The 12,194-nt window shown below is 57.8% G+C and carries 9 protein-coding genes; 5 read left to right on the top strand and 4 right to left on the bottom strand.

Annotated features, from left to right (window positions below):
* Positions 1-7: 7 nt before the first annotated feature.
* Positions 8-880, bottom strand: a complete 873-nt coding sequence (locus ACFWYE_RS25460; protein WP_379067396.1) for a glycosyltransferase family 2 protein — start codon at positions 878-880, stop codon at positions 8-10.
* Positions 881-1,125: 245 nt separating this feature from the next.
* Between ACFWYE_RS25460 and ACFWYE_RS25455 the strand changes: the two genes are divergently transcribed.
* Entirely contained in the window at positions 1,126-2,358 is a 1,233-nt protein-coding gene (locus tag ACFWYE_RS25455) for a glycosyltransferase (protein WP_379114986.1), read from the top strand.
* Here ACFWYE_RS25455 and ACFWYE_RS25450 read toward each other — a convergent pair.
* Positions 2,351-3,481: a glycosyltransferase family 4 protein gene (locus ACFWYE_RS25450; protein WP_379114985.1), complete on the bottom strand. Its 1,131-nt coding sequence runs from the start codon at positions 3,479-3,481 to the stop codon at positions 2,351-2,353. The two genes, ACFWYE_RS25455 and ACFWYE_RS25450, sit on opposite strands and share 8 nt — an antisense overlap.
* Positions 3,482-3,671: 190 nt before the next feature.
* Here ACFWYE_RS25450 and ACFWYE_RS25445 point away from each other — a divergent pair, with 190 nt between their 5' ends.
* The 3 genes from ACFWYE_RS25445 to ACFWYE_RS25435 all read left to right on the top strand — a co-directional run bounded on the left by ACFWYE_RS25445 (position 3,672) and on the right by ACFWYE_RS25435 (position 8,278).
* Complete coding sequence (locus ACFWYE_RS25445; RefSeq protein WP_379114984.1) at positions 3,672-4,940, top strand: glycosyltransferase family 4 protein; 1,269 nt, start codon at positions 3,672-3,674, stop codon at positions 4,938-4,940.
* Between the two features lie 237 nt (positions 4,941-5,177).
* The gene (locus tag ACFWYE_RS25440) at positions 5,178-6,617 is read left to right on the top strand and encodes a DUF4214 domain-containing protein (RefSeq protein WP_379067402.1); all 1,440 of its coding nucleotides are present in this window, start codon (positions 5,178-5,180) and stop codon (positions 6,615-6,617) included.
* Between the two features lie 365 nt (positions 6,618-6,982).
* Positions 6,983-8,278 carry a methyltransferase domain-containing protein gene (locus ACFWYE_RS25435; RefSeq protein WP_379114983.1) on the top strand — a complete coding sequence of 432 codons (1,296 nt, stop codon included), beginning with the start codon at positions 6,983-6,985 and terminating at the stop codon, positions 8,276-8,278.
* A 258-nt stretch (positions 8,279-8,536) separates the two neighbouring features.
* Here ACFWYE_RS25435 and ACFWYE_RS25430 read toward each other — a convergent pair whose 3' ends face one another.
* Positions 8,537-9,286 carry a LuxR C-terminal-related transcriptional regulator gene (locus ACFWYE_RS25430; RefSeq protein WP_379072942.1) on the bottom strand — a complete coding sequence of 250 codons (750 nt, stop codon included), beginning with the start codon at positions 9,284-9,286 and terminating at the stop codon, positions 8,537-8,539.
* A 577-nt stretch (positions 9,287-9,863) separates the two neighbouring features.
* On the bottom strand, positions 9,864-10,082 hold the full coding sequence (locus ACFWYE_RS25425) for a hypothetical protein (RefSeq protein ID WP_379114982.1): 219 nt from the start codon (positions 10,080-10,082) through the stop codon (positions 9,864-9,866).
* A 496-nt stretch (positions 10,083-10,578) separates the two neighbouring features.
* On the opposite strand from ACFWYE_RS25425, the gene ACFWYE_RS25420 reads away from it, so the two are divergent.
* Entirely contained in the window at positions 10,579-12,018 is a 1,440-nt protein-coding gene (locus ACFWYE_RS25420) for a hypothetical protein (protein WP_379114981.1), read from the top strand.
* Positions 12,019-12,194: the final 176 nt, after the last annotated feature.

Here is a 12,194-nt window from a genome sequence, read left to right as displayed (position 1 = left end):
CGAAATCTCACATTCTTAGGATGTATTCGGGTTCGATCCGACCCATGGCGACATGCAGGATCGCGAGCGCGTTGCCGCTGAGCCGGCCTCTCCTGTCGACATATGGCTCCGACCAAAAGCTCTTCAGGAGGTTGGCTGTGATGTTCCTGAACATCAGAGGAAGCGCGAATGAGGCTGGAACAGTGCCTTTCCTTATCAAGTAAATCGCATTGGCGACCTGCGAATAGCCGAACCGCTTTCCACTGACGCGCCCCGCTTTGATGCCAAGATGAACGCCTGTGATCGACGTCACGCATACAACGCGACCTCTGGATCTCAGTTGACTTGTGAAGTCGATGTCTTCCTGCCAGCCGTAGAGGACGAGGCGCTCGTCGAAGCGCAAATCGCCAACCAGCGAAGCGCGCACCGACATGTTGCATCCATAGGCTCCGACATGGTCGACTACCGGCGGCCCACTCGGTTTTCGTCCGTCGGCATCTCTCAACGCAGCTTCCGCATCGTCCCAGGTGAGACCGGCATTGTTGGCGCCATCCCTGACGACCCTGCCCATCACAACCGCCCATCCGTCGTTTCCAGCAAAAGCCTGCTCGATCTGCTCCAGGTATTGCGCGGATGGAACGAAATCGTCGTCGAAGAATGTGATGATGTCGAAACGATCCAGCGACGGTCCGAGAGCCGTGTTGCGCTGGGCAGCCGATCCTATGGGACCGAGAACACGCGACAGCGGGAACGGGCAGTTATCCGGGAGTTCGACATGTGTGGCGTCGGGTGCCGACAGTATGACCTCGTCAGGAAGTCTCGTCTGCCCACCCAGATATTCCAGCAGGCGAGCAACCTGCCCGCTGCGGCCGAGGGTTGGGATAATCACCGCAAGTTTCATTGCTCATCCAAGCGTGGCTCCTTCCAGCCTATGACGACGAGCGTGTTCAAACAGCCTGCATAAAAGTGGGTCTGACGGGCTCCACCTACCTCCGATCGCATTCTGTCGACGTATCTCCTGCGTGCGGCCCACAACCATTAGCAGTAGGCAGGCGTTCGAGGGGCGCAATCTCTGACCGATCGGACAACTTGCGGTGGGCGTGGGACGAAACGGAGACTGGAGCCTCGCGGAAGAAGGGGAGAATCATGCTCCATGAACGCTCTTCCGACCTGGCGACGGCCGCCAAGGTCGAAATGCCCATTGAGGAGTTTCCGGCTACTCCGGCAAAAGGTGTCGACAGACATGGCCGGATAGCGGTTGTTCACGACTGGTGTCCAAATTTCCGGGGTGGCGAGCGTGTTTTGGCGCAAATCTGCAAGCTGTTTCCCAATGCCGAGGTGTTCACGCTTTTCGATTTCCTCCCGGCCGAGGTGAAGGAGCAGTATTTCCGCGACGTGGAATTCCACACCTCCGCCGCCAATCGGATTCCAATGATCGAGAAATTCTACCGGTCCCTCTTTTTCCTTTGCCCCTTCCTCATCGAGCAGTTCGACGTAACAGGCTATGACGCGGTTATCTCTTCCTCGGCCGCATTTTCTCGAGGGGTGATCACAAGACCCGATCAGCCACATCTGTGCTATGTGCACAGCCCCGTGCGTTATGCCTGGGACGAGCAGTTCTCTTATCTTCAGCAGGGCAGACTGGGTTTCGGGCCGAAGGGAATGCTCTACCGCTATATGCTGCATCGTCTGAGGACGTGGGACACGAGAACCGCTCACGGGCCGGACCTGATGCTGGCGAATTCAAACTACGTGCGTTCCCGGATCCAGCATATCTATGGGCGTGACGCGCGTGTTGTCTTTCCGCCCGTCTGCCTGAACGAACTACCCTGCGTCGAGGACAAGGGTGATTATTACGTCTCTGCGTCTTTCCTCGCCCCCTACAAGCGCACCGACCTGGTGATCAAGGCCTTCAATGAGATGCCGTCGCGACGGCTGGTCATAGTCGGAGAAGGGCAGCAGTCAGCCACTCTCAGGTCACTGGCCGGTCCGAATATCTCTTTTTCAGGTTTCCTGCCCCGCGAGGAATACGTGGATACGCTTGCTCGGGCGAAGGCGATGGTCTTTGCGGGTTGCGAGGACTTCGGCATAGCGCTCGCTGAGGCGCAGGCCTGTGGTACGCCGCTGATCGCCTTCGGTCGAGGCGGCGCGGTCGATATTGTCCGGCGCCTGGGGACAGATCACGAGCCGACGGGCGTGCTGTTCAAGACCCAAACCATTGAGGATGTGAAGGAAGCCATCCTGCGGTTCGAGGAAAATAGTCACCTCATCACGCCGCAAGCGTGCGCCAGGAATGCACAGCGCTTCTCGGAAGAGAATTTCGATCGGGCTGTGCTGGAGTCGATCGGAGCCGTCCAGGCACTTCACGGTATCACATGAACTCACCTAACCGCTCGCCCCCGGTTTCGGTATCGATGCCGTCAGCTGCAGCCATCGCCTCCAGGTAGCGCAAAGCGCTTACCCTCCAGCTGAAGGCCAAGGCTCTGGCCTTTCCCTTGGCCGTCAGCTGCAGGCGTAGGGTCCTGGAATTGCGAAGGCTCATGAAACGGTCGAACCATGCATGCGGGCTGTCGGCTGCAGCATACAGTGCCGCATTTCCGCAGACCTCCGGTAGGCTGGCGCGATCCGACACCACAACCGGGCAGCCGAGGGCCATCGCCTCGACAACCGGCAAACCAAAGCCTTCGGTCAGCGAAGGAAACGCCAGGCAAAGCGAGTCGTGCAGCAACGCGGCCAATTCGCTGTCGCGAATGCGTCCGAGCCAATGAATGTTTCGTGCGTCAGCCCTGGCTGATCCTGTGTTGAAAACACGCGGATCCGACATTCCGACAACCGCGATCTTCAGCCCTGCCTTTCCAAGGCGGTCGGCCAGCCCAAGAATGAGGCCTGCGTTCTTGTGGGGCGCGGCGCTGCCGATCATGACGACGGTATCGCGTGAGGCGACCAACCTTGTCGCTACCGAGTGTTCAGGTTTCCACATCAAGGCGTGTTCATGACCGTTCGGGGCAACGAAGGCCCGACACGGAGGGACAATGTTGCGCCGAACCAGCTCGTTCAGCGAAAAATTGGAAACTGTCGAAATATTGCATGCGGTTTTGCCAAGGCATGGGAGCAGCGCCTTGTAGGAGGCCCTGAAGCCGAGTGAATAGCTGTGAGGGGCATTCCAGACGTTTGCATCGTGAATGCAGACAATGTGCTTGCGCGACAGGAGTGGCCCCGTATTGCACAGGCTGAGCAGCCCACCGCCTTGCAACGAGGCGGCCAGCTTGGTCTGTTCCCAGAGATGTCCACCCGTGCTGCCGATCTTGCAACATTCGATGGAATCGAGCGGGAAATCCAAGCTATCCGGCGGGCAGTGAAGCCTGAGCTCAAGCCCACGGGTGAGGAGGGCCCGCTCGGCGATCAAAGTGTCCAGCGAGCGGACGATTTCTCTTGCATACCGCTGAACGCCGGTTGTCGGTTGGGAAAGAAAACGCCCGTTGATCGTCCAGTGCCGTGCCATGTCAGCCTCGCGATGTCGTTAGTTTGAAGCCGCAATCGCGAGCGGTCACTACGGCCATTGGGTCATCTGGTTGCGTCAAGGATCATCCAGCCAGGCGAGAACAGAGGGGGGAGTACCTCAAACGTTCGAGGGTCGCTGCGTTTCGCTGAGTGTTAGTCTTGCCGCCGGTCCTCCAAGGTGGAGCAGGGCGATGGCCAGATCTGAACTTTATTCGGCGCCGGTTGGACAAGATGGGCATTTGAACGGAAACGGCGTAGCCGCAGCAGCGGCACGGTCGCTTCCGGGTGTCTCGCGACATCTGCCGGGCCATCCCGATCGAACATCAATGGATATCGAGCCGCCCAGACGGCGCTGGACGATCAACGGAGACTTCACCCTCCTTCCGCGTAATGGGATAGCGCGTTACGCATGTGAGGTGACGATGGCACTCGATGCCCTCATCTCGGAGGGGCATCCTCTCAGCCATGACCTGGAAATTGATGTCGTGGTGCCACGTCCGCTGGCTGAGCCTCTCCCGCTGAAGGCGATACCGGTGCGGGTCGTTCCCGAGTTCAGCAGGCCACGAATACCTCAGTTCTGGGTTCAGGCACAGCTGCCCTGGCATGTGCCTGGAGGCCTGCTGAGCTTTTGCAATCTCGCACCGGTCGTGTTCAGACGTCAGATTGCATGCATCCATGACATGCATACAAGACTGATGCCCTCGAGCTACGCGCGGGGATTCCGTTGGGCGCATCGCATCGTCCTGCCGCTGCTTGGCAGGCGGGCCGCAAGGATCACGACGGTTTCGCAGCTCTCACGCAGGCATCTGGTCGAGTTCGGGATCGCACGCGAGGAAAACATCTTCGTTACCTACAACGGCAGCGACCATGCGAAGCGGTGGGACGCAACAAAGTCTTCCTTGGCTGTCAATCGGGGCAGACCCTATGTCGTTTGCCTGGGCCGAGGGGGGCAGGAATATAAGAACATGGGGCTTGTCGCCCACCTTGCCCCGCTACTGGATGAAATGGGTCTCGACCTCTGGATGCCGGGCGATGTCGACGAGACCGCCATCCTGCGGCACGTCCCGGAAATGCCGGAGAACATCATCCTTCTTGGGCGCGTAACCGATGACGACTTCAAAAAGGCGCTCGAAAGCGCCCTTTGCTTCCTGCTTCCATCACGGATCGAAGGTTTCGGATTGCCAGCAGTTGAGGCGATGGCCTCGGGTTGCCCGGTGATAGTCTCGACTTCGCCCTGTCTGCCTGAAATCTGCGGAGGTTCTGCCCTCTATGCGGGTCCTGACGACGTCTGTTCATGGCTCGAAAACGTTCGCCGGCTGGCAACCGATCCTGATCTGCGCAAACGAATGATTGACAAGGGGCATGCGAGGGCGAGCAGTTACTCCTGGCGCTGGATAGCATGGAGCTATCTCGAGCTTATGATCCAGGTCGATGCGGATTTCGGGGAATTCTACGAATAATCGCCTGCGCGGTTCAGTTGCCCTGTGACAGGGCCCTCATCAATTCGCTTGGTCTTGGGCAGTCCGGCTCGTCGGGTACCAAATCAAGGCAATCGCGATCAAAAGGTCATGCCGTCTGATGGCCAGGTCTCCACCTTCAAAAGAGGTAGGCCAAGATTTCATATGCCCATATAGGCAAATTGCTTCCGGCTCCCGCAGTTCCGACTATTCCAAATCTCGAGTGTCGTGCAGGGAGGCATGATCGCCATGTCGTTTCGTTTTGCAGTTGCCGCTGCTGCGTTGCTGACAACAGCCGCGCCCGCGTTCGCCGATTTGCTCTGGGGAGTGAATGGCCATCCGGTGATCTCCTACCCGGACGTTCCAATCGAGAAACAACTCGACTTCGTCAAAAACCTCGGCCTCAAATCATATCGGGTCAACGTTACCTCCGCAGATGAGGCGGATAAACTTGCCAGCGTTGTGACGGCCGGGAAAGAAAGAGGCATCGATATCCTGCCCGTGATCACCCCCGGATTGGATCTGGAGCAGAACAGTCCGGATCAACTCTATGGCGAAGCGCGGAAATTGGCGTCCGTCCTTGGCTCCAGGTTCAAGAGCGATATCCGCGTTTGGGAGCTCGGCAACGAGATGGAGATCTACGCCCTGATAAAGCCTTGCGAGAAACGCGATGACGGATCGCAATATCCTTGTACGTGGGGGCCTGCGGCTGGGCGGGGAGTGCTCGACTACTATGGTCCGCGCTGGGTGAAGGTGAGCGCCGTCCTCAAAGGTCTGTCCGACGGAATGACAGCGATCGACCCGACCATAAGAAAGGCAATGGGTACGGCTGGATGGGGGCATACCGGCGCCTTTGCCCGTATGAAGCAGGACGGGATCGCCTGGGATATCTCGGTCTGGCATATGTATGGGGAAGATCCGGAATGGGCTTTCCGCGAGATTTCCTCTTACGGCAAGCCCATCTGGGTCACCGAATTCAACAATCCCAACGGAAGTCAGCGCAGCGAGCGGCAGCAGGCCGAGGGCATCAAGCAAACAATGACGCGGCTTGCCGAACTCCAGGACAAATACAAAGTCGAAGCAGCCCACATCTATGAGTTGCTGGATGAGACCTATTGGGCCCCGAGCTTCGAAGCCAACATGGGGCTGGTCAGACTTGCCGCCAACAACCGCGGTAAATGGACCACCGGCGAACCGAAACCTGCCTACATGGCTGTTCGCGACATCACGCGGGGCCCGCAACCGCTGCCTAAGCCGCAGCGCTACTGCGATGCCGATGCCAGGTCTGCCGATGGCTCCAACCATGACCGCCAGGCGAGTTTTGCCTATTGCCTCGTCCTCGGCCAAGACGGCGATGCCGCCAGCTTGAACCGTTGGTCTCAAGCGCTCGAGAATGGCGATGCCGGGGTTGTCGACGTGGTCATGGACATGATCCGCTCCAAGGAATTCGAGACCAAATACGCCACCATCGGCCTCACGGACCGCGCCTATGTGAGCTTTCTTTACCTGTTGCTGCTGGATCGCCCGGCGGACAATTATGGACTGGAGACCTATTCCCGCCAGTTGCGGAAAGGATCGATGACGCGAGACGCGGTGGCCCTGGGCATCATCAATTCAAGCGAATTCAGGTCTCGGCATGCTGCCATGCGGGAGACTACAGACATGCCGGCGCCCGGTTAAGTCAGGGGCGGTCGGCAGATCTGGCCATTTAGCGGCTCGTTCGGACGATGGCTGCGTATCACCCAGCTTGCTCAAGCAAAGACCGGGGATTTCTGACATCGCCGGCAAGGTGGAAGAGCTATCCAAAGCCTTAGGTGGCTATTTCTATAGCGGTATGTCGGGTCAACGGCCTCAACCGTTCGAGCTTGCCAGATGTCGCCCTCGCCTCACTCGATTCCCTTTAAAGACTAAAGCGCCCGACACATAGGCAAATCGACCTCACAGGCGTCCCACCTTAGCCTCCCAATACATTTCACGGAGGACCCCGGGGCGTCACACACAAGGCCCTGCGGCTCGTTTTCCAAGCAGATGGAATGGAGCAGACAATGAACATCCAGGCGGTTGATGTTGTTCGCGATCACACCGCGAGAAGCCAGAAAACCGGCTGCAGGCTTTGCGGTTCGCGCCTGCAGCACACACTGGTCGATCTTGGCATGTCACCGCCTTGCGAGAGTTTCCTGCGGGCCGACCAACTCGATCAGATGGAACTCTACTATCCGCTGAACGTCCTTGTCTGCGACACCTGCTATCTGGTGCAGATGAGGGAGTACATAAGCCCTGAAACCCTCTTCAGCGAGTATGCGAGTTTTTCTTCCTTCTCGACCAGCAGCGTCGCCCATGCGAAGGTCTATTGTGAAGCGGTCACGAAACGCCTTGGCCTCGGCGCCGACAGCCTGGCGGTGGAACTCGCCAGCAACGATGGCTACCTGCTCCAGCACTTCCTGCCACTCGGCGTCCCGGTTCTTGGCATCGAACCAGCCGCCAACGTTGCGCACGCCGCGGTGGGCAAAGGCGTGCCGACCAGGGTCGATTTTTTCGGGGTTCGCCTGGCTCACCAGATGGTCGCCGAAGGCCTTCGTGCTGACCTCATCATAGGTAACAACGTTCTGGCTCGAGTGTCGGATCTCAACGACTTTGTCGCTGGAATGAGGATCCTTCTGACACCGCAAGGCGTGGTCACTCTCGAATTCCCGCACATCGAGCGTTTGATGGCCGAAAACCAGTTTGACACCATCTACCACGAGCATCTTTCCTACTTTTCGTTGCTGACCGTCGATCTGCTGGCGAAACGTCACAGAATGCGCCTGATCGACGTCGAGGAGCTGTCCACGCGCGGGGGATCGCTTCGCGTCTACCTCGCCAACAAGGAAAGCACCTGGACCGCAAGCGACAGTGTTGGCCAACTCCTTGATCGAGAGAAACGGCATGGAATGACCGAAATGGCGACCTACGCCTCCTTCGGTGAAAAAGCGCGGCGCGCCAAGCGAGATCTCCTTGCGTTTCTGGTTTCGGCCAAGAACGAGGGCAAGAAGATTTGTGGCTATGGTGCGCCCGGCAAAGGCAACACGATGCTCAACTACTGCGGAGTCGGTCCCGATTTCCTTGATTTCACGGTCGACCGAAATCCCTACAAACACGGGTGTTTTACGCCGGGCATGCACATCCCGATCAAACCGGTCGATGCGATCGATCATACGAAGCCGGATTACATCTTGATCCTTTCCTGGAACCTGAAGGACGAGATCATCAAGCAGATGCATCACGTCGCCGGCTGGGGCGCGAAATTCGTCGTGTCGACTCCTTTCCTGACGGTGATCGATCCATCGGAGTTTCTTGGGTGAAAGGCGTGCTTCTCGCCGCCGCGATACCCGCATCCGTGACTGTTTCGACAGCATACCGAAACCGGTCGGCTGTCAGGGAGTACGTCAAGAATGAGGAGGCTTGCTGGCTGGCTACCCTGAGGGCTTGGCCAATGTCGACCTCGACGAGGTGACCGCGAATTCATGCGCCATCTATATCCTGGCGCGGCAGTCAAATGGCAGAGAAAAATCAAAAAGGTCCGTCGAGGCAAGCCCTCGGCGGACCACTGTGAAACATCATCACTCCTGCGCCGGCGCGCCTTCACCGAAAAGGTCGTTCACCTTATAGGCAACTTCTGTCCTGTTGGTGGCCTTCAGTTTCTTCATGATGTTTCGAATATGAACCTTCACAGTGCTTTCGCGCAGGTTCAGTTCGTGAGCGATGATCTTGTTCGCCTTGCCACGCCGAAGTGCCTGAGCCACTTCAGCTTGGCGGTGCGTGAACATCGTCGTCAGCGAACGCGTGTCGCGGCTGCCCGAGGCAAGCAGATGCCGCATCGGCAGCACACTGCAGGCTGGTACGAAGATGCCTCCGGCCGCTGCAAGATTGACGGCTTCGACACAAACATCAATGCCAACCGACGTCGGAATATAGCCGCGTGCACCGCATTCGAGGGCCGTTAGTATTTGCGCCAGGTCTTCCGTGTCAGCCAGTATTATCACCGGCACCGAGTTGAACTCCGATGAGATCAACTTGATCTCATTCGCAATGCTTTGTTCGGTGATTTTGCGCCCGCCAAGGTTGAAGAGAATGGCGGTTAGTGGAGGGTATTCATCCTGCCTTGTGCGCCAGTCTTCGATTGTACCCATGGCAGCAACTGTCATGCCAAGGTCATGGTCTTCAAGGGCACCAGCCAGGCACTCTCGGTCCAAAGCCCTTCCATCCAGAATAAGGAGGCACTCCTGTTCATTGCCTCCTTCAGTAACTCTCGACGAGATTTGTGATTGATTTGTCGAGGCCGAATTACGCAGTCCGATTGCAGAACCCATACTAACACCCCATTTTCGCCCATACGAGGCGCCCTCGCGACGCCTCGGTATAACCCACTGAAAACACTGGATATTTTGTAAGTGATTCGTGAAGATGCAGCCGGACTTCTGCAGCCTGTAGTGCCCGCCCATTTCTTCCCACGCCACCTAGAATTGAATAGTTTATGCTTAACAAACGGTCGCTAACCTAAGTTAATTTTCTAAAAAAAAAAACTTTAGACCATCTTGGCCATGTCAAAACTGCTGCTGGTGGCGAGTTGAGAGGGTTCCGTTTGCAGGCCGGCACCCAAAGTGAGCCTTCACGTTCATCCGAAGGGTGGATGACGAGCCAAGCGTCCTTGTGGGGTCTTAGCCCAAAGGCTTCGTTGACGGCATACGCGGCCCGAGACGAACATCAGTGTGCCTGCGTCTGCCCGGGTGACGGGGTCTGTCTACGGATAATTCGAGACAGGATAGGGGGGCCACCCGCCCAGCCCCCAGTGGCTCCCCTATCGCCTGGGCGTGACCAGATCGAACAGAAAGCTGCCTGCCGGCATGGCCGTCACGCAGCTAGACGTTGACAGAATTTGCAAGGATGTCAGGCGTTTCCCTGAGGGTCGATCTCACTTAGCCAGTACTCGCTTGTTTCTTCACTGCGAGTTGGAGCTTCGAAGGCATCGATCAACTTCCTGGCGGCTTTGTTTGCAACGTGGGAGTCGGGATACTGCGCGGTCACGGCTCGTGCCCGTTCGTAAATCTCTCTGATTTGCTCGACCTGCTTGGGGCCAAATGCGCGATGCGCAACTTGGGTGGTCATTTCGTTTAAACTCCTCATGTCGGAGTCTGGAGAACCCAGCCCATACCCAGAACTCGATCAGTCTCCAATTAAACGACATCAACGATTGTAGACAAAAACCTGCCTGCAACGGCTGTATAAGCGTGACACTTCTCGCCGTCGAGGCGTTCTTTAGTCTGCGCCCGCGCGAGCCTGGTATCAGCCGTTTGCAGGATGGGCCGGGCCAGGGTCCGAAAAACCGCTGTTCGGTTCATCGTAACTATTGGGCGGGCGAACACTCGATCTCCGTTCTACACGGGGTCCTGCGCCGGTTCACCTGAATGGCCTACGACCCGAACTCTCGACGGGCACGCGGAACGCGGCGCTGATGGAATGATCTGCGCTACGGCTTCTTGTGGACGCAGGGCTACGCCGTTTGACTCCCTTGCCGGGGGCGCAGGCGTGTCGAAAATGCGTCATCGAGAAGCGCCTTACGTCAACAGCATCGGGATCAGCCGAGCGGGAGGCTCAACCAGCAATGCAGGTGTCTTTGCCGGGTCTGCTGGTGTGCGTGGTGATTCTGGCCATTGCTTATTATGCCCGAGGCATGTTGATGGTCGGACTGATCGCGTCCCAGGCATTTGGAGCGACGGCCGTCGTGACCCTCACCTTCCTGGGAGGGTCGTCTCCCCTGATCTACACCCTGTTCGAGACGCTGCTTATCGCCGCCGTCGCTGCGAGGCGCCGCATCTGGCTCGACCTCGGAAGCGTGTTTGGAAGCATTCGCCCGCTCTGGGTTCTGGCAAGCGTCATGGTTTACGCCATGATCGGAGCGTGGCTGTTTCCGCGGTTCTTTGCGGGGCAGACGGCGGTCTTTGTCCAGTCGAAAATCCGGGGCACCGTCGTGGAAGCGTCCTTGACCCCTATCTCGGGCAATATCTCCCAGACGGGTTATTTCATTCTTGGCGGGCTTACGACCATCGTGCTTTGCACCCTGCTGTTGCACGCCGAAAGGATCGACCAGATACGCCGTGGGTTCTTCTTATGGTGCGGCCTGCACGCTGGCATGGGGACAGTCGATTTTATCGGCAAGAATGCAGGGATAGGAGATATCCTCGCCCCGATCAGAACCGCCAACTATGCGATAATAAGCAATGCTTATGAGGCTGGTTTCGCGCGCATCACCGGAGCTTTTTCCGAGGCTTCTTCGTTCGCCGGTGCCTCCCTGACCTGCCTCGCATTCTCCTATACCTACTGGAGACGGACCAAGTCGCGTCTTTCACAGTGGTTGTCGGTCATCCTGCTTTTCTTGACCATCCTGTCCACTTCTTCGACTGCCTATGTCGGCCTCGCTTTGCTGTGCATTCCAGTTGTACTTTCAATGTCGGCATCAATCTTCCGGGGTAGGGTCGAGCGCGAGGAAATCTTGATTGCCCTCTTCATGGTGCTGGGGGTGATTAGCATCCTGGGCATCAGCCTTTACCGCGCTGACGCGCTCGATCCTTTTGTCAGACTTATCAACAGCACCATCATCAACAAGGCCGATTCCGCCTCGGGACAGGAGCGTGCCTATTGGAACGTCAAAAGCCTGCAGTCCTTTGTTGACACAGGCGGCCTTGGAGTCGGTTTCGGCAGTTCGAGGGCATCAAGTTGGCCGATCGCAGTGCTGTCTCAGCTTGGCCTCTTTGGATCGTTGATGATGGCGATGCTGCTCGGCGTCCTGGTTCGGGGATTGCGCGGCGTGCAGGACTGGGTGGCGCCTGAGACGGTGGCTGTCGTATTGAGCATCAGGAATGCTTCCTTTGCCGGCATGATTGCGAGCTCGATCTCGGGCGGTAGCGCCGATCCCGGCGCCCTGTTTTTCATTGCAACCGCCGTTGTCTCCGCCACAAGGGTCAAGGCCCTGCGCACGGCGGCTGACTTTGAGCGGCACGGCAGGTACCGAACGGTACAATCCACCCCTGCTTTCGAGGCCTGAGTTCATTTCCAGGTCTTCGCAGACTCACACTGCATGGGACCAGCATCGAGGCATCGCCCGCAACGGCTCAATTCGTTTCTGGAACTGCAAGCTGACGATCGGTCAGTCGAGAAGCGCGACAACATGCTCCCGCCAGCATCTCTGTCTGCCCTGAGATTGATATGTAGTGGCGAGGC

This window comes from Mesorhizobium sp. NPDC059025, from assembly GCF_042739655.1.
Classification (GTDB): Bacteria; Pseudomonadota; Alphaproteobacteria; order Rhizobiales; family Rhizobiaceae; genus Mesorhizobium.
The sequence above is the reverse complement of the archived record's forward strand: the minus strand, read 5'-3'. Positions and strand labels throughout refer to the sequence as shown.

Excerpts from the sequence above, each read along its gene's own strand:
- ACFWYE_RS25460 (WP_379067396.1), bottom strand. The coding sequence starts at position 880 with ATGAAACTTGCGGTGATTATCCCAACCCTCGGCCGCAGCGGGCAGGTT.
- ACFWYE_RS25455 (WP_379114986.1), top strand. The coding sequence starts at position 1,126 with ATGCTCCATGAACGCTCTTCCGACCTGGCGACGGCCGCCAAGGTCGAA.
- ACFWYE_RS25450 (WP_379114985.1), bottom strand. The coding sequence starts at position 3,481 with ATGGCACGGCACTGGACGATCAACGGGCGTTTTCTTTCCCAACCGACA.
- ACFWYE_RS25445 (WP_379114984.1), top strand. The coding sequence starts at position 3,672 with ATGGCCAGATCTGAACTTTATTCGGCGCCGGTTGGACAAGATGGGCAT.
- ACFWYE_RS25440 (WP_379067402.1), top strand. The coding sequence starts at position 5,178 with ATGATCGCCATGTCGTTTCGTTTTGCAGTTGCCGCTGCTGCGTTGCTG.
- ACFWYE_RS25435 (WP_379114983.1), top strand. The coding sequence starts at position 6,983 with ATGAACATCCAGGCGGTTGATGTTGTTCGCGATCACACCGCGAGAAGC.
- ACFWYE_RS25430 (WP_379072942.1), bottom strand. The coding sequence starts at position 9,286 with ATGGGTTCTGCAATCGGACTGCGTAATTCGGCCTCGACAAATCAATCA.
- ACFWYE_RS25425 (WP_379114982.1), bottom strand. The coding sequence starts at position 10,082 with ATGACCACCCAAGTTGCGCATCGCGCATTTGGCCCCAAGCAGGTCGAG.
- ACFWYE_RS25420 (WP_379114981.1), top strand. The coding sequence starts at position 10,579 with ATGCAGGTGTCTTTGCCGGGTCTGCTGGTGTGCGTGGTGATTCTGGCC.